Source organism: Pseudonocardia sulfidoxydans NBRC 16205 (assembly GCF_007989085.1).
GTDB lineage: Bacteria > Actinomycetota > Actinomycetes > Mycobacteriales > Pseudonocardiaceae > Pseudonocardia > Pseudonocardia sulfidoxydans.
Window position 1 is genome coordinate 47678 of record NZ_BJVJ01000020.1, and the last position, 20165, is coordinate 67842.

Below are 20165 nucleotides of genomic sequence, written 5' to 3' on the forward strand. Positions count from 1 at the left end.
CGAATACCCCGGTGACCGGGCGGTTCAGGCCCTCGTGGGCGATTCCGACGTCCCTGGTGAGTGGCGATAGTCGCTATAGCGACTATCGCCACTCACAGGCTGTTCAGGAAGTAGGCCTCGGCCAGGACGCCGCGGCCGAACATGGCGAGGTCGAGGCTCTCGTCGATGCCGTGCCAGCGGCTGGCCGGGTCGCCGACGCCCGTCACCAGCACCGCGGCGCCCGGGAACGTCCGGGCGAACTCCGCGATGAACGGGATCGAGCCGCCGATGCCCATCTCGACGACGGAGTTGCCGTACGCGCGCGAGTACGCGGAGCGGGCGGCGTCGTAGGCGGAGCCGGTGCTCTGCAGCGCGAACGGCTCCGCGACACCGCTGCCCGGCTCCACGGAGACGTGCGCGCCCCACGGCACGTGCGCGCGCAGGTGCTCCGCGAGGGCCCGCTGCGCGGCGAGCGCGTCCTCACCCGGGGCGAGCCGCATGCTCACCATCGCCCGCGCACGCGGCAACAGGACGTTCGACGCGTCCGCGACCCGGGGCGCGTCGATGCCCAGGACGGCGATCGCGGGCTTCAGGTTCGTCCGGTCCGGGATGGTCCCCGACCCCAGTAGCTCGACGCCGTCGAGCAGCCCGGCGGTCGAACGGAACGTCTCCTCGTCCATGTCGGGGGCCTCGGACTCGGTGCGCACCAGCCCGGGGACGGCGACCTCGCCCTTGTCGTCGTGCAGCGAGGCCAGGGCCTTGCAGAGCGCGGTGAGGGCGTCGCCGACCGGGCCGCCGAAGACGCCGGAGTGCACCGGCTGCTCCAGCATCGACACCTCGACGACGACGTCCACCAGCCCGCGCAGCGTCGTCGTCAGGGCGGGGACGTCGGTCGCGGGGTTCGCGGCGTCGGCGATGACGATCACGTCGGCGGCGAGCAGGTCGCGGTGCTCGGCCAGCAGCGCCGTCAACGTCGGCGAGCCCGACTCCTCCTCGCCCTCCACGAACAGCGTGACGCCGACGGGCGGCGTCCCGTCGAACGCGCGCAGCGCCGCCAGGTGGGTCATGACGCCGGCCTTGTCGTCGGCGGCGCCGCGCCCGTACAGGCGGCCGTCGCGCTCGGTCGGCTCGAAGGGCGGGCTCGTCCAGTGCTCGTCGCCACCGGTGGGCTGCACGTCGTGGTGGGCGTAGAGCAGGACGGTCGGCGTCCCGGCCGGGCCGGGGAAGCGGGCGACGACGGCCGGTGCGCCACCCTCGGCCTGCAGGATCTGGACGTCGGCCGCACCGGCGTCGCGCGCCAGCGAGGCGACGGCGTCGGCGCTGCGACGGGTGTCGTCGGCACGCGTGGGATCAGCCCAGATGCTGGGAATCCGCACGAGGCGTTCGAGGTCGGCGCGCGCCGGAGCGAGCTGCGCGTCGACGGCGGCGGCGAGGGCGTCGTTCGAGAGCGGGTCGGCCACGGAGCCGGATGCTACGCGCAGGTCGTAGTCTCGGCGGCATGTCGCGGTTCCTCCAGATGCTGACGGACAGCGCGGCCCGGTCCGCCAAGGCAATGATCACCGGGGAGCCGAAGGAGCCCGTCCGCACACCGTGGCGTGACGTGCACGAGAAGGCGCGCAGGCTGGCCGGGGCGCTGGTCGCCGAACCCGTCCTCGAACGGGGCGTCGCCGTCGCGGTGCTCGCCGCCGAACCGGCCCAGATCGCCCCCGCCGCCCAGGCCGTGTGGCTCGCAGGCGGCAGCGTCACGATGCTGCACCAGCCCACCGCCCGCACCGACCTGGCCGTCTGGGCCGAGGACACCGTCACGGTGCTCGGCATGATCGGCGCGAAGCTCGTCCTGCTCGGGGCGCCGTTCGACGCGCTCGCCCCGGTGCTGGCCGAGCGCGGCATCGCGTACCGGCTCCTGTCGGAGCTCTCCGACGGCGGGGAGCCGATCACCGTCGACGTGGCCGTCGCCGACGAGGACGACACCGCGCTGCTGCAGCTCACCAGCGGCTCGACCGCCGAGCCGAAGGCCGTGCGGATCACCCACCGCAACCTGTTCGCCAACATCACCGGCATGGTCACCGCGGCCCAGCTCGACGCCGAGCGCGACGTGATGGTGTCGTGGCTGCCGCTGTTCCACGACATGGGCATGGTCGGGTTCATGACCGTCCCCATGGTCACCGGGCTGGAACTGGTGACGGTCACGCCCGTCGACTTCCTGTCCCGGCCGCTGCTGTGGGCCGAGCTGATCTCGAAGTACCGCGGCACCGTCACCGCCGCCCCCAACTTCGCCTACGCGGTGCTGGCCCGCCAGCTCGCCCGCGCCGAGGAGGGCTCACTCGACCTGTCGTCGATGCGGTTCGCCCTCAACGGGGCCGAGCCCATCGACCCCGACGCCGTCATCGCCCTCACCGACGCCGGGGCGCGCTTCGGCCTCGGCGCCGACTCCGTCGTGTGCGCCTACGGCATGGCCGAGACCGCGCTCGGGGTGTCGTTCGCGCCGTGCGACACCGGTATGGTCATCGACCACGTCGACGCCGAATGGCTCGAGGAGAAGCGCCACGCCCGGCCCGCGCTCTACGGGCCCACCCGCCGCTTCCCCCGCCTCGGGCCGCCGCTGCCCGGTATCGAGGTGCGCGTCGTGGGCGACGACGGGACGGTCCTGCCGGAGCGGGGCGTCGGCATCCTGCAGCTGCGCGGCGAGTCCGTGACGCCCGGGTACCTGACCGTCGACGGGCCGCGCCCCGCCCAGGACGCCGACGGCTGGCTCGACACCGGCGACGAGGGCTACCTCGCCGGGGTGGAGGTCGTTGTCTGCGGGCGGCGCAAGGACGTCATCATCATGGGCGGGCGCAACATCTACCCGACCGACATCGAACGCGCCGCCGCGCTGGCCGCCGACGTGCGGGCGGGCAACGTCGTCGCCGTTCGGCTCGAGGCCGGTGCCGGCCGCCACCGCGAGTCGTTCCTGGTGGCCGTCGAGTCGCGCAAGGCAGGCGACCCGGCCGCGGAGGACGTCATCCGCAAGGACGTCACGTCGAAGGTCGCCGCGGCCTGCGGGGTACGTCCGGCCGATGTCGTCGTCCTCGCGCCGGGGACGTTGCCCAAGACGCCGTCGGGCAAACTGCGCCGCTCCGCGACGGGCGACCTGATCGCGGCGCGGGCCTGACCCCCGGGAACGTATTCCTGCAGAAGGACGGGACGCTCAGCCCGACAGCGCGTGGAACCTGTTCTGCGTCGGCTCCAGGCCGTCGGCCAGCAGGGCCTCCGCCGCGTCGGCAGCCAGGTCGACCGCGAACTCCAGCTCCTTGTTCTCGACGGACGAGAACCGCTTGAGCACGAAGTCCGCCGGGTCCTGGCGGCCGGGCGGGCGCCCGATGCCGAAGCGGACCCGCAGGTAGTCGCGGGTGCCGATCGACTGGCTGATCGAACGCAGCCCGTTGTGCCCGCCCTCGCCGCCACCCTGCTTGAGCCGGATGACCCCGAAGCCGAGATCCAGATCGTCGTGCACGACGACCAGCTCCGTCGCGGGGACGGAGAAGTAGCGCAGCAGCCCGGCGACCGGCCCGCCCGAGACGTTCATGTACGTCCGGGGCTTCGCGAGCACGACCTTGCGGCCGGCGAGCCGACCCTCCAGCACGTCGGCGTTGCTCTTGTGCTTCGAGAACCGGCCGCCGCCGGCCCGCGCCGCCAACAGCTCGACGACGCGGAAACCGACGTTGTGCCGGGTCTCGGCGTACTCGGGGCCGGGGTTGCCGAGCCCGACCACCATGGCGGGGCCCGGCACGGCCGTCAGCCCTCGGAGGACTCGGAGCCGGCCTCGGCGGCCGGGGCCTCCGCCTCGGGGGCGTCCTCGACCACGCCGGCACCCTCGGTGTCGACCTCGGACTCGAGGTCGGCCTCGGTGGGCGCCGCGACGACGTTGACGACGAGGGCCTCGGGGTCGGTGCGCAGCTCGACACCCTCGGGAAGCGTGAGGCCACCGGCGAGGAACTGGGTGCCGATCGCGGCCTCCTCGACCGAGACCTCGATCGACTCGGGGATGCTGAGGACGTCGGCCTCGACCTCGATGGTGTTGAGCTCCTGGGTGACCAGGCTACCCGGCTGCGCGTCGCCGGTGACGACGACCTGCACCTCGACGACGACCTTCTCGCCACGCTTGATGACGAGCAGGTCGACGTGCTCGATGTACGGGCGGATGGGGTGGACCACGACGGTCTTGGTCAGGGCGAGCTGCGGGCTGCCGCTGATGTTGAGCTCGAGCACGGCGTTGCGGCCCTGGTCGCGCACGACGCGGGCGAACTCCAGCGACGGCAGCGCGAGGTGCTGCGGGTCGGTGCCGTGCCCGTAGAGGACAGCGGGGATCTTGCCGGCGCGGCGGGTGCGACGGGCGGCGCCCTTGCCGAACTCGGTGCGGGTCTCGGCGTCGATGCGGGCCTGGGCCACGGGACTACTCCTCGATACGAACGCGGTGTGTGTGAGCGCGCGGCGAGGAGGGGCGTGGAACCGGTCGGACCGGTCCAGCGTCGATCACGGCGGGCTCACTGACCGCCCGCCCTCGCCGCGGAACTGTCGACGAGAGTACGCCGGGTCCGTACGGCCCCGGCCCCGGGGTCGGGCCTGCTGACCGGCAGCGCGCCGCAGCGACCCCTGTGAGTGGCGATAGTCGCTATAGCGACCATCGCCACTCACAGGGCTCGTCACGAGCCCGTCACGGACGACGCAGACGCGCCGCCAGCAGCGTCGCGCCCAACAGGACCAGCGTCCCCAGTCCCTCGACGACCAGCGTCGTCGGCACCAGCTCGGCCGAGATCTGCTCGCGCACGCCCAGGAACCCGCCCGGCAACGTCAGCGACAACACCAGCGCCAGCAACGTCCCCGCGGTGAACAACAGGCTCAGCAGGCTCGTGAGCGTCAACAGCCGGTCCGGGACCGCGACCATCGCGACGGCCAGCACGAGCGCACCGATCGCGTTGATCACGAACAGCGTTCCGACCAGCCCGTCGAAACCGCTGAACAACACCAGGTAGAGGTGGATCCCGCCCATGACCAGCAGCAGGATCGCCGACACCCACCGCCAGGCGGCCAGCGACCGCGTACTGCGGCCCGTCGTGACGTCCCCGGTCCGCGATGACATGTCGACCTCCCGGCCCCACCGGGCACCGGCCGCTCCGATACCCCTCACCGTCAGACGGATCCTGGACCGAACCGGTTCAGCACAGAACCCGACTGATCGGGCGATCCGAACAGCCGGGTCCTTTCGGGTGGTGCCGCGTCAGGCGTTACCGTCGAACAGGCTCGTCACCGACCCGTCCTCGAACACCTGATGGATGGCCTCCGCCAGCAGCGGCGCGATCGACAGCACCGTCATCCCCGGAAAGCGCTTGTCCTCCGAGATCGGCAGCGTGTCGGTGAAGATCACCTCGGTGGCACCGCACGTCGACAACCGCTCGACCGCCGGCCCCGACAGCACACCGTGCGTGGCCGCGATGACGACCTCCCGCGCACCCTCGCGCAGCAGCACCTCAGCCGTCTTCGCGACCGTCCCGCCGGTGTCGATCATGTCGTCGATCACCACACAGGTGAGACCGTCGACATCACCGACCACCCGGTTCGCGACCGCCTCGTTCGGCTTGCGCGGATCACGCGTCTTGTGGATGAACGCCAACGGCGTGCCCCCCAGCGTCTCCGCCCACCGCTCCGCCAGGCGCACACGGCCCGAGTCCGGGGAGACGACGGCCAGGTCGCGGTCGGCGTACTTCTGCTTGATGTGCTCGGCCAGCACCGGCAACGCGAACAGGTGATCGACCGGGCCGTCGAAGAAGCCCTGGATCTGGGCGGTGTGCAGGTCGACCGTCATGATCCGGTCGGCACCCGCGACGAGGAACATGTCCGCGATCAGACGGGCCGAGATCGGCTCACGGCCGCGGTGCTTCTTGTCCTGGCGGGCATAGCCCCAGAACGGCATGACCACGGTGATCCGCTTCGCCGACGCACGCTTGAGCGCGTCGACCATGATCAGCTGCTCCATCACGGCATCGTTGATCGGCGCCGAGTGCGACTGCAGCACGAACGCGTCGCACCCACGAACCGACTCCTCGAACCGGACGAAGATCTCGCCGTTCGCGAACGTGTAGGCCGACTGCGGGGTGATCGTGACGTCGAGCTCCTTGGCCACCTGGTCGGCCAACTCCGGATGCGCCCGCCCGGAGAAGAGCATCAGGTTCTTCTTCGGGGTCGCGAAGATCGCGCTCACCGTCGTGTGCCTCCTCGGCCGGGTCGGCCGGCATCGTCCGTGGCGGGTGCGGCGGTGGCCGCTCCGTCGAGCTGGGATGCGGCCGCCTCGGCACGCTCGGCGGCCTCGGCCGCGGGCGTCCCGGGGCGTTTGCGCCGGACCCACCCGTCGATGGTGCGCTGTGACCCGGCCGACACCGCCAGCGCCCCCGGCGGCACGTCGTCACGCAGGACCGTGCCGGCGCCCGTGTACGCACCGTCCCCGACCTGCACCGGGGCGATGAACATCGTGTCGGACCCGGTACGGACGTGCGAGCCCACGACCGTGCGCCGCTTCGTCACACCGTCGTAGTTCACGAACACCGACGACGCGCCGATGTTGCTCATCTCACCGATCGTCGCGTCGCCCACATAGGTCAGGTGCGGCACCTTGCTGCCCGCACCGATGTCGGCGTTCTTCACCTCGACGAACGTGCCGATCTTGCCGCGCTCGCCCAGGTGCGCGCCCGGCCGCAGGAACGCGAACGGCCCCACCGACGCACCCGCACCGATCACCGCGCCGCTCCCGTGCGTGCGCACCACGCTCGCGCCCGCGCCGATCTCCACGTCGGTCAACGTCGTGTCCGGCCCGACCTGCGCGCCACCCGCCACCGACGTCGTCCCGTGCAGCTGCGTGCCCGGATGCACCGTCACGTCGGCCTCGAAACGGACCTGCACGTCGATCCACGTCGTCGCCGGGTCGACCACCGTCACCCCGTCGAGCATCCAGCGGCGCACCACCCGGCGGTTCAGCTCCGCGCGGGCCTCCGCCAGCTGCGCCCGGTCGTTGACCCCCCGGGCCTGCCACACGTCGGTCGACACCAGCGCCGACACCCCCGCGCCGTCCGCCGCCGCGATCGCCAACAGGTCCGTCAGATACAGCTCGCCCTGCGCGTTGTCCGTGGTCAGCCGGCCGATCGCCGCCAACAGGAACGCCGCGTCGAACGCGTACACACCCGAGTTGACCTCGGTGATCGCCCGCTGCTCCGGCGTCGCGTCACGCTGCTCCACGATCCCCGTCACCGCGCCCGACGCGTCGCGCACGATGCGCCCGTACCCCGTCGGGTCCTCCAGGACCGTGGTGAGAACGGTGACCGCCACGTCCTTGGAAACGTGCGCCGCCTGCAGAGCCGACAAGGTCGCCGTGTCGAGCAACGGCACGTCGCCGTAGGTGACCAGCACCGTGCCGACCAGCCCACCCGGCAGGCCCGCGAGCCCCGACCGGACCGCGTCACCCGTGCCGTTCTGCTGCTCCTGCACCGCCGTCGACACCGGACGTGCCAGCTCGTCGGCCATCCCCGCGACGGCCTCGGCGACCCGCTCCCGCGCATGCCCGACGACCACCACCAGATGCTCGGGCTCCAACGCCGCCACCGCATGCACCGCGTGACCCAGCAGGCTCCGCCCACCGATCTCGTGCAGGACCTTCGGCGTCGCCGACCGCATCCTCGTGCCCTCGCCCGCGGCGAGGACGACGGCCGCAGCGGGCCGTGCGAACGATGCGGGCGGGGCGTCCCCGGCGGGACGATCGGGCATGAGCCGTACTCCTCGGTCGTCGCTCTCGGCTGTCGCGCGGCCAGGCCGTTCGTGCAGGACCGGCGCCCGGACGGCCGAATCCTACGGGGTGGTGACCACCGGCCCCCGGCGCGCACCGACTCGCCGCAGGACTCCCCGCCCATCCCCGACGACCGGTTCGTAACCCCCGCCCCGGACCGTCGTTGGATCACTCGGTCGGGTGAGACGGTCCGCGGGCCCGTCGGCCCGCGAACGGCGAGGCAGGAGTACGGGCGTGGGCAGGCACAGAGCGTCGTCGGCTGCAGGCATCCTCGGCAGGAAAGCGCGAGCCGTCGCCGCCGCAGGCCTCACCGGCCTCGGAACCCTCGCCGGAGCCGGCGTCGCCCACGCCGAACCCCTGCGACCCGTCGAAGCCCCCCTCGCCGACGGCACCCCCTGCACCATCGCCGCCCGTGCCTGCGTCTCCATCGACGGCAAAAAGGCCTGGCTGATCGACGACGGCGCCGTCGTCCACGGGCCCGTCACCATCAGCACCGGCGGACCCGGCAAGGAGACCCCGCGCGGCGCCTTCGGCGTCGAATGGAAGAACCGCGACCACCGCAGCGCCGAGTTCGACAACGCGCCCATGCCCTACGCGGTCTTCTTCGCCCCCGGCGGCATCGCCTTCCACGAGGGCAACACCGAGACCTCCTCCGCCGGCTGCGTCCGCCTCCCCCGCGCCGAGGCCGCGCACTTCTACGAGTACCTGCAGGTCGGCGACCGCGTCGAGATCGTCTGACGTTCGGCCGCCGCCCCCTGCACGCGGTCCGGTCGGCGCGGCCTCGTGATCTGCGCCTCGCTCGGTGGCGGGCCGCGCAGGCTGAGTCGCGCCGGCTGAGCCGAACGGCGGCGCATCCGGCTGCTGCCCTGCTGTTCGTGATGGCTGTTCGTGATCGCTGTTCGTGGTCCTCCAGCGACGCGGGCGACGCTCATGCACCACAAATGGCGATCACGGGGTTGGGGGTGCTCCGCGTGAGCGGGGCGAGCTGCGTCGGATCCGTGCCGTGCCGACCCCGGCCGGGGTGTGCCAGGCCTGGGCATGCCCGGGTGTGCCGGGTTGTGTTACGCCGGGCCGGCCGCGTTGGACCGGGCCGGGCTGGGCTGGGCTGAGGGGCGTCGGGGTGCGTCACGTCGGGTCGTCGGGGCGAGCCGCGTCGGATCGAGCCGCGGTGTGCAGGGCCGTGCCGAGCCGCGCTGTGCCGGGCTGGGCCGGGGTGCGTCTCGCCGGGTCGTTGGGCGAGCCGCGTGGGATCGAGCCGCCTTGTGCCGGGCCGGCCGGGCTGGGCTGGGGTGGGCCGGGGTGCGCCACGCGGTGGGCCGTTGGGCCGAGCGCGTTGGACCGAGCGGCGCTGTACCGGGCTGGGCCGGGGTGCGTCACGCCGGGTCGTCGGGGCGAGATGTGTCGGCTCGAGCCGCGGTGAGCAGGGCCGCGCTGTGCCGGGCCGGCCGGGCTGGGCTGGGGTGCGCCGGGTGGGCCGGGGTGCGCCACGCGGTGGGTCGTCGGGGCGAGCGCATTGGACCCAGCCGCGCTGTGCCGGGCTGGGCCGGGTGCGTCACGCCGGGTCGTCGGGGCGAGCAGCGTCGGATCGAGCTGCCTTGTGCCGGGCCGGCCGGGCCTGGGACATGGGCGTCAGTGGTGTCGGCGCGTCCCGGCGTCGATGATCTTGCGGGCTCAGGTGGCCGGCGACCTCGGCCGTCGGCCCCTGACAGCTCCACCCACATGATCACTGTTCCCGGCGCATGAGCGACGAGGATGACGCTCATCCACCAGAAGCGACGATCATGGGCAGTGGGCCGCGCGGTGATCGCCATTTCTGGCTCATGAACGACACCTGCGTCGCCCATGACTCCGAAACGATGATCATGCCGAGCGGGCCCGGGTCGCGGACTGCCGCGTTGCCGGGGTGCCGCGCTGCTGGGTCGCGGAGCTGCCGGGGGCGGGGCTGTGGATCCCGGCCGGGTCACGCCTCGCAGCCGCCGGGCTGCCGGGTCGTCTGGCAGCCGGGGCGTCGGCTGCTGCGCTGCCGTCACTGGGTGCGCGCCGCGGTGGCGCGGTGCATCGGCGCGGATGTGGGCAGCGGCCGAACCAGCGGGGGGTGGATCATCGCTGTTTGCGGGTACTGAGCGACGCATGGGGCGCTCACGCACCAGGGACGATGATCGTCGTCGGGACTACCGGGGGACCGGTGGCGGCACGTTGCGTCGGGGTGCTGCTCCGCCGCCAGGATTCGAACCTGAACCATCGGAACCAAAATCCGAGGTGCTGCCATTACACCACGGCGGACAGACCTCCATCCTGGCACGACGCCCACAGCGGCCCCGCCCGGGCGGGCATGGGGTCGCCGCGGTGCGTTGTTCGTGTCTGGTTCACGGACTTCGCGCCGGTTCGGCGTTCGGGGGGCGCGCCGCATTCGTTATTCTCGGGCGGCAACGGTCGTCGCCGACCGATCCCGACCCGAGAGGTGACGCATGACCGCAGAGGCCGCCGACGCGCGCGCGACGGGCGCTCCCCCCAGTGTTCCGGAGGCCGAGGCGAGGCCCCGGCCGGGCGTCGCGAAGCCGATCCTCGGCGAGACCCGCAGCGGCTGGCAGCAGATGCTGGTGTGGCTGTTCGTGGTGGGGCCGATGTTGGCGTTGCTGGCCACGGTCCCGGTGGTGTGGGGCTGGGGTCTGGGCTGGCACGACGTGGTGATCGGGGCGGTGTTCTACACCGTCGGGATCCTGGGTGTGACGGTCGGCTATCACCGGCATTTCACGCACAGCTCGTTCAAGGCCAAGCGGTGGCTGCGGGTGGTGCTGGCGATCGGTGGCGGCCTGGCGGTGCAGGGGTCGGTGTTTGCGTGGGTGGCGGATCATCGTCGTCATCACGCGTTCTCCGACAAGGAGGGTGACCCGCACTCGCCGTGGCGCTTCGGTACGTCGCTGGCGGGTGTGGCGCGTGGGTTCTTCTGGGCGCACACGGGTTGGCTGTTCGACCGTAGGAAGACGAACTACCAGCGGTTCATCCCGGATCTGCTGGCGGACCGGGCGATCCGCACCGTGAGCAAGCTGTTCGGGGTGTGGGTGTTGGTGAGTCTGGCGCTGCCGGCGTTGATCGGCGGTCTGGTGACGTGGTCGTGGGCGGGCGCGTTGACGGGCTTCTTCTGGGGCGGTCTGGTGCGGATGGGGGTGTCGCACCATGTGACGTGGTCGATCAACTCGATCTGTCACATGTTCGGGGAGCGGCCGTTCAGGTCGCGGGACAAGTCGCGGAACTTCTGGCCGTTGGCGATCTTGTCGATGGGCGAGTCGTGGCACAACCTGCACCACGCCGACCCGACGTGTGCGCGGCACGGTGTGTTGCGGGGGCAGATCGACATCTCGGCGCGGGTGATCTGGTTCTTCGAGAAGTTCGGGTGGGCGACGGATGTGCGCTGGCCGACGCCGCGTCGGCTGGAGAAGCTCAAGACGAGCTGAGTCGTCACTCGTCCGGGTGGGCCAACTGACCCGGACGCGACGCGCCGTCGTCACGTCCGGTGTGCGGGTGTGGCGGGGTCGTCCGTGGAACACTGATCGGGCGCTGGTCCTCCCGTCCCGTTCGTTCGAGGTGGCCCGAGGCGTGCGCGCCGTCCCGCGCCCCCGGGTCGGCGTGTGTCGCCCGGTCGGTCACCGGAGAGGTGGCCCCTGATGCTGAGCCTGCTCCCGGAGCGTCTGGACCGGATGTTGTTGCTCGGCGTCCACTGCAACGAGATCGCGATCGGGGCGGGTGGGGCGCTGCTGGAGCTGTGCCGGGCGCATCCGGGTGTGCAGGTGAGCGCCCTGGTGCTGACGGGTGGCGGGTCGTTGCGCGAGGAGGAGGAGCGCGCGGCGTTGGCGGCGTTCTGTCCGGGCGCGAAGCTCGAGGTCACGGTGTTGGATCTGCCTGATGGCCGGTTGACGACGCGGTGGGAGCGGGCGAAGCAGGCCGTCGAGGACATGGGCGCGCACGGTGACCCGGATCTGATCTTCGCGCCGTCGCCGTTGGACACGGATCCGGATCTGCGGACGTTGGCCGACATCGTGCCGACGGTGTTCCGGGACCATCTGACGTTCTGTTACGAGATCGTGAAGTGGGAGAACGACCTGACGGTGCCGTCGGTGTACCTGCCGTTGGCGGAGCCGGTGCTGCGGGAGAAGGTCGCGAAGCTGCACGAGCACTACGGGTCGCAGCGGGACCGGGCGTGGTTCGACGGGGAGACGTTCGGGGGGCTGGCCCGCATCCGGGGTGTGCAGTGCCGGGCGCGGTACGCGGAGGCGTTCCACGTGCCGCGGATCGTGCTGGCGGTGGCGCCGTTGACCGGCGGAGATCCCGTCCTGTAAGTGACCGGGCCGGTGACCTGGGGGCCGAAACCGGGGAGTATCGGGCGCATGTGCCGCAACATCCGGACCTTGCACAACTTCGAACCGCCCGCGACCGACGACGAGGTGCACGGCGCCGCGCTGCAGTACGTGCGCAAGATCAGTGGCGCGGCGAAGCCGTCGAAGGCCAACGAGGAGGCGTTCGCGGAGGCCGTCGCGGCGGTGGAGCACGCCACCCGGCAGCTGCTGGACGCGCTGGTGACGACGGCGCCGCCGCGTGATCGTGAGGTGGAGGCGGTCAAGGCCCGCGCCCGCGCGGCCGCCCGTTACGGGAGCTGATGCGCTGACTACCGTCTGCGTGTGCCTCGCAGCTACCTCCGGTTTCCCCATCTGCACGGTGACACGCTGGTCTTCACGGCCGAGGACGACGTGTGGACGGCGCCGCTGGCGGGGGGCCGGGCGTACCGGTTGACCGCGGACGACGTGCCGGTGTCGCGGCCGCGGTTGTCGCCGGACGGTCGGCTGGTGGCGTGGACGTCGGCGCGTGAGGGCGCGCCGGAGGTGTTCGTGACCGATCTCGACGGTGGCGGGGTGCGTCGGCTGACGTTCCTGGGCGGCGCCCGCACGGTGGGTTGGCGCGGCTCGGGCGACACGGCTGAGGTGGTCGCGGTGAGCGCGTCGGGGCAGGCGTCGGCGCGCCGGACGTGGGCGTACGCGATCCCGGCGGCGGGTGGGGCGCCGCGTCGGCTGGGCTTCGGGCCGGTGTCGGATGTGGCGACGTCGGCGGACGGTCCGGCGGTGTTGCTGGGGACGACGATGTCGCGCGAGACGGCCTGGTGGAAGCGCTATCGGGGTGGCACGGCGGGGAAGCTGTGGTGGGACCGGGAGGGTTCGGGGGAGTTCCGCAGGCTGGCCGCGGAGCTGGACGGGCAGATCGACTCGCCGACGCTGGTGGGTGATCGGATCGCGTTCCTGTCCGACCACGAGGGCTGGGGCAACGTGTACTCGCTGCCGCTGGACGGCGACGTGGGCGGGTTGCGCCGGCACAGTGACCACGGCGCGGACGGCTCGCCGGCGTTCTACGCGCGGCACGCGGCGACGGACGGGTCGCGGATCGTGTTCGAGTCGGCGGGGGAGCTGTTCCTGCTCGAGGACCTGGCGTCGGACTCGCAGCCGCGCCGGATCGACGTCGCGCTCGCGGGGCCGCGTACCGACCGGGAGCCGTTCCGGGTGCATGCCTCGAACTGGCTCGGCCGGGTCGCTCCGGACCGGACGGGCCGGGCGAGCATCGCGCAGGTGCGGGGCACGGTGCACCGGCTGACCCACCGCGACGGTCCGGCGCGGACGTTGTTGGCGGAGCCGGGGGTGCGGGCGCGGCTGGCGCAGCCGTTGGGTGAGGACCGTGCGGTGTGGGTCGACGACGCCGAGGGTGAGGACGCCGTCGTCGTGGCGCCGCTGGACCCGCGGGCCGAGGGCGTCGCGGCGCTCGTCCGGTACGGGGTGGGTGAGGTCGGGCGGGTGCTGGAGCTGGAGGCGGCGCCGGACGCGTCGACGGTCGCGATCGCCACCCATGACGGTCGGCTGTTGGTCATGGACACGGCGACGGGGGCGTTGCGGGAGCTGGCCCGGGGTGCGGACGGCGAGGTGTCGGGGGTGTCGTACTCGCCCGACAGCGCGTGGCTGACGTTCGCGGACCCGGTGGAGACGGGGCTGTCGCGGATCATGATCGCCCGGCTGGCGGACGACACGCTGGTGGAGGTGACGCCGCCGCGGTTCGTCGACCGGCATCCGGTGTTCACGACCGACGGGAAGTACCTGGCGTTCCTGTCGCTGCGCACGTTCGACCCGATCTACGACGAGCACTCGTTCGATCTGACGTTCCCGGCGTCGTGGCGGCCGTTCCTGGTGCCGTTGGCGGCGCGGACGCCGTCGCCGTTCGGGGCGACGCCGGACGGTCGCCCGACGACGAGTGCGGACGAGGGGCCGGAGGACCTGCCGGCGACGGACAGCGAGGGTGCCGAGGACGCCGAGCCGGCGGCGGAGGACGCGGCCGGGAAGACCGAGGAGAAGGGCACCGACGAGGACGCGGTCGTCGTCGACGTCGAGGGTCTGGCCGCGCGCGTGGTGCCGATCCCGGTCGCGGAGGGTCGCCTGGGTGGGCTGGGTGCGGCGAAGGACTGCCTGTTGTGGTTCCGCCGGCCGATCTCGGGTGTGCTGGGCGAGGGCCGCGAGCTGACCGGCGACCGTGGGCCGCGTCCGGTGCTGGAGCGCTACGACCTGGTGCGTCGCAAGCTCGACGTGATCGCCGATCCCGCCACGTCCTACGAGGTGAGCGGTGACGGGAACCGGCTGGTGGTGCGCGACGGGTCGACGGTGCGGGTGCTGCGCTCGGACCGGTCGGGGTCGTCGGCGCCGTCGGAGAACGACGCCGACGAGTTCGACATCGACCTGTCGCGGATCACGGTGACGGTCGACCCGGCCGCGGAGTGGCGGCAGATGTTCGACGAGGCGGGCCGGTTGATGCGCGACCATTTCTGGGTCGAGGACATGGCCGACGTCGACTGGGCCGCCGAGCTGGCCCGGTACCGGCCGCTGGTGGACGCGGTCGGCAGCAAGGACGACCTGGTCGACCTGCTGTGGGAGCTGCAGGGCGAGCTGGGGTCGTCGCACGCGTACGTGATCGGTGGCGGCGGCGCGGGTGACTGGTCGGGTCGTCCGGGGCTGCTCGGTGCGGACCTCGAACGCGCCGACGACGGCTGGCGCGTCGCCCGGGTGCTGCCGCCGGAGACGTCGGCGACCCGGGCGCGCAGCCCGCTGGCCGACCCGGGTGTCGACGTGCGTGAGGGCGACGTGCTGCTGGAGGTCGCGGGGCGGCGGGTCGACCCGGAGCTGGGGCCGGCGCCGCTGCTGGTGGGGACCGCGGACCAGCTGGTCGAGCTCACGGTGCGCACGAGCGACGGCGAGGTGCGCCGGGTCGTCGTCAGGCCGTTGGAGGACGATCTGCCGCTGCGCTACCAGGACTGGGTGGCGACGAAGCGCGCGTTCGTCGCGGAGGCGTCGGGTGGGCGGCTGGGCTACCTGCACGTGCCGGACATGGTGGCCAGCGGCTGGGCGCAGCTGCACCGCGACCTGGGCCGGGAGACCAGCCGCGACGGCCTGGTGGTCGACGTGCGGGGCAACTCGGGTGGGCACACGTCGCAGCTGGTGATCGAGAAGCTCGCCCGCAAGGTGATCGGCTGGGACGTGGTGCGCCACCGCCAGCCGCAGACCTATCCCGGCGATGCGCCCCGCGGCCCGCTGGTGGCGCTGGCCGACGAGCACTCCGGTTCCGACGGCGACATCGTCACGGCGGCGTTCAAGCGGCTGCGGCTGGGCCCGGTGGTGGGCACCCGGACGTGGGGCGGGGTGATCGGGATCGACAGCCGTTACGGCCTCGTCGACCGGACCCGGGTGACGCAGCCGCGGTACTCGTTCTGGTTCGACGACGTGGCGTGGGACGTGGAGAACCACGGGGTGGAGCCGGATGTCGAGGTCGTGATCACGCCGCAGGACTGGGCTGCGGGCCGCGACCCGCAGCTGGAGACGGCGGTGCGGCTGGGCCTGGAGGCGCTGGAGCGGACGCCGGCGGTCCGCCCTCCGGACCCGGGGACGCGCCCGTCGCGCCGCCGCCCGGACCTGCCGCCCCGCTGAGCGTCGCTCACGTGCTCGGCCCTGCGCCCGTCGTCCAGCCCATCGACCACACGGCCCGGGCGAATCCGTCGTCGGCGGCGTCGGCGAGGGCGGCCAGGGCGGGGACGAGCGCGGCCCGGTCGGACGGGGCCATCCGTGACAGCAGCCGGTCGATGGTGGTGCGGCGGGTGCCCATGACCTCGTCGACGAGCGCCTCGCCCTTCGGGGTGACCTGCAGGACGAGCTGGCGGCGGTCGGCGGGGTCGTCGGTGCGGTCCAGGAGACCGGCCACGACGAGCCGGTCGCACGCGCGGCTGGCGTTGGAGGGGTGCACGCCGAGCCCTTCGGCGACCGCGGCAAGGCGCAGCGGCCCGCGGCTGGCGACCATCACCAGCACCCGCAGCTGCGGCAGGGTCAGCCGGTCCTCGACGACCGCGAACGACTGCGCCGATACGCCGACGAGGACCCGGGCGGCCCGCATGACGGACTCGATCTCGGTCTCGGTCGGGCCGGCCTGTTGTGCGTCGCTCACGAGGGCATCGTCGCGCGTCGGCCGAGGAGACGCATGGGGCGCTCCCGATGGTGCTCCTCGGCGAGGTCGCGCAGCCGTCCGTCGAGGAGCTGCTCGACGGTGACGATCCCGGCGAGGCGGGTCGCGTCGTCGCGGTCGACCACGGGCGCGGCACCGACGGCGGCCTCCGCGAACCGGGACGCGACCGCGCGCAGCGTGTCGTCGGCGCGGACGACGAGCGGGTCGTCGACGAGGAGGTCGGCGACGGTGCGGGCGCTCGCGGGCGGGTCGGTGAGCGCGCGGTGGGGGACGACCCCGGTGAGCGCGCCGTCGTCGTCGACGACGGGGAAGAGCCGTTGCCGGGGTGGGTCGTCGCAGGGCCGGCCGCGGCGGGGGACGCCGGCGGTGAGGGTCGTCGTGGGGACGGGGAGGGGGTCGGTGGTCCGCAGCGTCGCCGGGTCGGCGTGCATGACCTCGTCGACCATGAGTACCTCCAGCGGGTCGACCTCGTACTCACGCGTGAGGTGGTACCCACGCCGGGCGATCTTCTCGGTGAGCACGGATCGGCGCAGCACCAGGGCCGAGGTGCCGTAGGCGGCGGCCGCCGCGATCATCAGCGGGAACAGCGCGGACCAGGCGTGGGTGAGCTCGAGGGTGAACACGACACCGGTGATCGGCGAGCGCATGACCCCGCCGACGACGGCGGCGAGCCCGACGATGGCCCAGAACCCGGGCGCGGTCTGCGGGAACACGAGACCTTCGAGCGCGCCGAGGGCGGCGCCGATCATGAAGACGGGCGCGAGCACCCCGCCGGACGTGCCGGAGCCGAGCGACAGCCCCCAGATCAGGCTCTTCACGACGAGGATCCCGATGATCAGCGACATCGTCGCCCTGCCGGTGAGCAGCTCGTCGATGACGTCGTAGCCGACGCCGAGGGCCCGCGGCTCGATGAGACCGCCGATGCCGATGATCAGCCCGCCGATGGCCGGCCACCACATCCAGTGCAGTGGGAGCCGGGCGAAGGTGTCCTCGGACAGGTAGACGAGCGCGGTCACGGCGACGGCGAGCAGCCCGCCGACGATGCCCGCGGCGACGCACAGCGCGTCGACGGGGGCGCTCGGGGTGAAGGTGCCGAGGTCGACGGGGAAGATCGGGGCGCTGCCGAGCAGCGGGGCCCGCACGACGGTGGCGACGGAGACGGCCGCGACGACGGGCAGGAAGCTGCGCGGGCGCCACTCGAACAGCAGCAGCTCGACGGCGAGCAGCACCGACGCGAAGGGCGCGTTGAACGTCGCGGCCATGCCGGCTGCGGCGCCGGAGACCATGAGTGCCTTGCGTTCGTCGGCCGACAGGTGCAGGTGTTGGGCGAGGATGGAGCCGACGGCCCCGCTGGTCATGATGATCGGCCCCTCGGCGCCGAACGGCCCGCCGCTGCCGATGCTCACGGCGGCCGACACGGGCTTGAGGACGGCCACCCGCGGCTCGACGGTGCTGCGCCGCAGGAGGATCGCCTCGATGGCCTCGGGCATGCCGTGGCCGCGGATCTTCTCCGAGCCGAAGCGGGCCATCAGGCCGATGACGAGGCCGCCGGCGACGGGCGCGAGCAGCACCAGCCAGGCGGGATGCGGTGCGGCGCCGGGCGCGACCAGTGCGGTGTCGACGCGTCCGTAGAAGACGAGGTTGGTGATCAGCCCGATGAGCCGTAGCAGGGCCCAGGCGGCGACGGCGCCGAGCGCGCCGATGGGCAGCGCCCACGCGATCGTGACGAGGACGCGCGGGGTGAGTGTGAAGTCGCCGAGGTGGCGGGCGCGGTCGCGGACGGGTGGGGCGGAGCGGGACACGACCGGGATCATGCACGTCACGCAACGATTGCGCACCCACACAGATTGCGTCGTTCGGGGTCGTCCCTGACTCCTTCCAGGGATGACCCGGTGCCCCGACCGGCGGATTCACGGTGGAATGGGGCGAACCGAGCAGGAGGACGTCCATGATCGAGGTGAGAGGTCTCACCAAGCGGTACCGCTCGACGCTCGCCGTCGACGACCTGACCTTCGAGGTGCGCCCGGGCGTCGTGACGGGGTTCCTCGGACCCAACGGCGCGGGGAAGTCGACGACGATGCGGATGGTCCTCGACCTGGACCGCCCCGACGCGGGCGAGGTCAGGATCGACGGCCGCCCCTACCGCGACCACGCCCGTCCGATGCGGACGGTCGGTGCGCTGCTCGACGCGAAGTGGGTGCACCCCAACCGCTCCGCCCGCCGGCACCTGCAGTGGATGGCCGCCGCGACCGGACTGCCCGCGACGCGTGCCGACGAGGTGCTGGAGCTCGTCGGGCTGACGGCTGTCGCGGGCAAGCGGGCGGGGACGTTCTCGCTCGGCATGGCGCAGCGCCTCGGCATCGCGGGCGCGCTGCTCGGCGACCCGCCCGTGCTGATGTTCGACGAGCCCGTCAACGGCCTCGATCCCGAGGGCATCCGCTGGATCCGCACGCTGATGCAGGGCCTGGCCGCCGAGGGCCGCACGGTGTTCGTGTCGAGCCATCTGCTGTCGGAGATGGCGCTGACCGCGACGGAGCTGGTCGTCATCGGGCGCGGCCGGCTGATCTCCCACGGCCCGACCGCGGCGTTCGTCGACGGGGCCTCGGGGTCGTCGGTGCTGGTGCGCAGCCCCGCGATCACCGACCTCGTGCCGGTCGTGCAGGCCGCCGGGTTCGGCGTGACGCCCGACCCGTCGGGCGGCGCCCGCGTCACCGGGGCGTCGACGGAACAGATCGGCGAGCTCGCCGCGGCCGCCGGGATCGTGCTGCACGAACTGACGCAGGTGCGCGGCTCGCTGGAGGAGGCGTTCATGCAGATCACCGGCGGGGACGTGGAGTTCACGGCGGGCGGGCCGCCACCCCGGCCGCCGGTCCCCGGTGCCCCGGCGCCGGGTCCGGCCGGCACGCACCGGTCGGAGGTGCAGCGATGAGTGCCGTCGCCGCGGAACGGATCAAGCTGATGTCGACGCGCTCGCCGTGGTGGACGAGCGCCGTCGCGGTCGTGATCGTCATCGGGCTGACGGCGGTCGTCGTCGCCACCTGGAGCCCGGCGGACGGGTCGGTGCCGTTCGCGGTCAGCGGCTACTTCGCGACGTTCGGCATGGTCGTCGTCATGGTCATGGCGACGGTCTCGGTGACCTCGGAGTACCGCTTCGGGACGATCCGCACGACGTTCCAGGCCGTCCCGAACCGGACGGCGGCGCTGCTGGCCAAGGCTGCGGTCGTGGTGCCGGTGGCGGGCGTCGTCGGGCTGCTCGCCGGGTTCGGCTCCTGGGGTGTGGCGTGGCTGATCTCGCCGACGTCCATGAGCCTGTCGACCGGGGCGGAGTGGCGGGTCGTCGCGGGGATCGCGCTGGTGTGGGCGGTGGGCGCGGTGATCGCGCTGGCCGTCGGCGTCCTGGTCCGGCAGACCGCGGGCGCGGTGACGCTGCTGCTGGTGTGGGTGCTGCTGGTCGAGAACCTGATCGGGCTGATCCCGCGCGTCGGCGCCGACATCCAGAGCTGGTTGCCGTTCGTGAACGCGACGAACTTCCTCACCGGCGGGGGTGGCGACGCGGGCGCGGTGCCGTCGATGTCGACGATGCACTTCGGGCCGTGGGGCTCACTGGCGTGGTTCGCGGGCGTCGCCGTCGTCCTCATGGCGATCGCGCTGGCGGTGGCGAACCGACGCGACGCCTGACCCCCTGTGAGCGGCAATAGTCGCTATAGCGACTATTGCCGCTCACAGGGTCTGCGCTCACAGGGTCTGGGGGGCGGCGCGTAGGCTGGGTGACAGGCCCCGACCCGGGTGCGATTCCCGGGGGAGGGTCTGTCTCGCGTGCTCTGCCCTCTTCGAGGAG

16 protein-coding genes and 1 tRNA gene are annotated in these 20165 nt (G+C 72.8%); 8 read left to right on the forward strand and 9 right to left on the reverse strand.

Features of this window, described 5'->3' with window-relative positions; translation table 11 throughout:
* Positions 1 to 92 precede the first annotated feature (92 nt).
* Positions 93 to 1439: a dipeptidase gene (locus PSU4_RS12370; protein ID WP_147106767.1), complete on the reverse strand. Its 1347-nt coding sequence runs from the start codon at positions 1437 to 1439 to the stop codon at positions 93 to 95.
* Positions 1440 to 1477: 38 nt separating this feature from the next.
* Between PSU4_RS12370 and PSU4_RS12375 the strand changes: the two genes are divergently transcribed.
* On the forward strand, positions 1478 to 3133 hold the full coding sequence (locus PSU4_RS12375) for a fatty acyl-AMP ligase (protein WP_147106770.1): 1656 nt from the start codon (positions 1478 to 1480) through the stop codon (positions 3131 to 3133).
* Between the two features lie 36 nt (positions 3134 to 3169).
* On the opposite strand, the gene pth is transcribed toward PSU4_RS12375, so the two are convergent.
* The 5 genes from pth to glmU all read right to left on the reverse strand — a co-directional run bounded on the left by pth (position 3170) and on the right by glmU (position 7773).
* Entirely contained in the window at positions 3170 to 3736 is a 567-nt protein-coding gene (pth, locus tag PSU4_RS12380) for an aminoacyl-tRNA hydrolase (RefSeq protein ID WP_186816900.1), read from the reverse strand.
* A gap of 20 nt (positions 3737 to 3756) precedes the next feature.
* Positions 3757 to 4410 (reverse strand): 50S ribosomal protein L25/general stress protein Ctc, encoded by a 654-nt coding sequence (locus PSU4_RS12385; RefSeq protein ID WP_147106777.1) that lies wholly within the window; start codon positions 4408 to 4410, stop codon positions 3757 to 3759.
* 265 nt (positions 4411 to 4675) lie between these two features.
* A complete protein-coding gene (locus tag PSU4_RS12390) occupies positions 4676 to 5101 on the reverse strand; it encodes a hypothetical protein (protein ID WP_147106780.1) in 426 nt (141 codons plus the stop codon).
* A 138-nt stretch (positions 5102 to 5239) separates the two neighbouring features.
* A complete protein-coding gene (locus PSU4_RS12395; protein WP_147106783.1) occupies positions 5240 to 6220 on the reverse strand; it encodes a ribose-phosphate diphosphokinase in 981 nt (326 codons plus the stop codon).
* The gene (gene glmU, locus PSU4_RS12400) at positions 6217 to 7773 is read right to left on the reverse strand and encodes a bifunctional UDP-N-acetylglucosamine diphosphorylase/glucosamine-1-phosphate N-acetyltransferase GlmU (protein WP_147106785.1); all 1557 of its coding nucleotides are present in this window, start codon (positions 7771 to 7773) and stop codon (positions 6217 to 6219) included. Before glmU ends, PSU4_RS12395 begins: the two co-directional genes overlap by 4 nt.
* Before the next feature lie 253 nt (positions 7774 to 8026).
* On the opposite strand from glmU, the gene PSU4_RS12405 reads away from it, so the two are divergent.
* Positions 8027 to 8530 (forward strand): L,D-transpeptidase, encoded by a 504-nt coding sequence (locus PSU4_RS12405; RefSeq protein WP_246115072.1) that lies wholly within the window; start codon positions 8027 to 8029, stop codon positions 8528 to 8530.
* A 1474-nt stretch (positions 8531 to 10004) separates the two neighbouring features.
* On the opposite strand, the gene PSU4_RS12410 is transcribed toward PSU4_RS12405, so the two are convergent.
* Positions 10005 to 10075: transfer RNA gene (locus tag PSU4_RS12410), tRNA-Gln, on the reverse strand.
* A 185-nt stretch (positions 10076 to 10260) separates the two neighbouring features.
* Here PSU4_RS12410 and PSU4_RS12415 point away from each other — a divergent pair.
* From PSU4_RS12415 to PSU4_RS12430, 4 genes are all read left to right on the forward strand, one after another.
* On the forward strand, positions 10261 to 11247 hold the full coding sequence (locus PSU4_RS12415) for an acyl-CoA desaturase (protein ID WP_147106788.1): 987 nt from the start codon (positions 10261 to 10263) through the stop codon (positions 11245 to 11247).
* A gap of 210 nt (positions 11248 to 11457) precedes the next feature.
* Entirely contained in the window at positions 11458 to 12129 is a 672-nt protein-coding gene (locus tag PSU4_RS12420; protein WP_147106791.1) for a PIG-L deacetylase family protein, read from the forward strand.
* A 48-nt stretch (positions 12130 to 12177) separates the two neighbouring features.
* On the forward strand, positions 12178 to 12447 hold the full coding sequence (locus PSU4_RS12425; RefSeq protein ID WP_147106794.1) for a DUF2277 domain-containing protein: 270 nt from the start codon (positions 12178 to 12180) through the stop codon (positions 12445 to 12447).
* Between the two features lie 21 nt (positions 12448 to 12468).
* Positions 12469 to 15798: a S41 family peptidase gene (locus PSU4_RS12430; protein WP_147106797.1), complete on the forward strand. Its 3330-nt coding sequence runs from the start codon at positions 12469 to 12471 to the stop codon at positions 15796 to 15798.
* 7 nt (positions 15799 to 15805) lie between these two features.
* Here the strand turns inward: PSU4_RS12430 and PSU4_RS12435 are convergent, their stop codons facing one another.
* Both PSU4_RS12435 and PSU4_RS12440 read right to left on the reverse strand, forming a co-directional pair.
* Positions 15806 to 16309, reverse strand: coding sequence for a MarR family winged helix-turn-helix transcriptional regulator (locus PSU4_RS12435; protein ID WP_246115073.1), 504 nt, complete (start codon positions 16307 to 16309; stop codon positions 15806 to 15808).
* Entirely contained in the window at positions 16306 to 18129 is a 1824-nt protein-coding gene (locus PSU4_RS12440; protein WP_246115074.1) for a chloride channel protein, read from the reverse strand. The genes PSU4_RS12435 and PSU4_RS12440 overlap by 4 nt, the downstream gene beginning before the upstream one ends.
* Before the next feature lie 146 nt (positions 18130 to 18275).
* Between PSU4_RS12440 and PSU4_RS12445 the strand changes: the two genes are divergently transcribed.
* Both PSU4_RS12445 and PSU4_RS12450 read left to right on the forward strand, forming a co-directional pair.
* Entirely contained in the window at positions 18276 to 19256 is a 981-nt protein-coding gene (locus PSU4_RS12445) for an ABC transporter ATP-binding protein (protein ID WP_147106803.1), read from the forward strand.
* Complete coding sequence (locus tag PSU4_RS12450; RefSeq protein ID WP_147106806.1) at positions 19253 to 20005, forward strand: hypothetical protein; 753 nt, start codon at positions 19253 to 19255, stop codon at positions 20003 to 20005. Before PSU4_RS12445 ends, PSU4_RS12450 begins: the two co-directional genes overlap by 4 nt.
* The last annotated feature ends 160 nt before the right edge of the window (positions 20006 to 20165 follow it).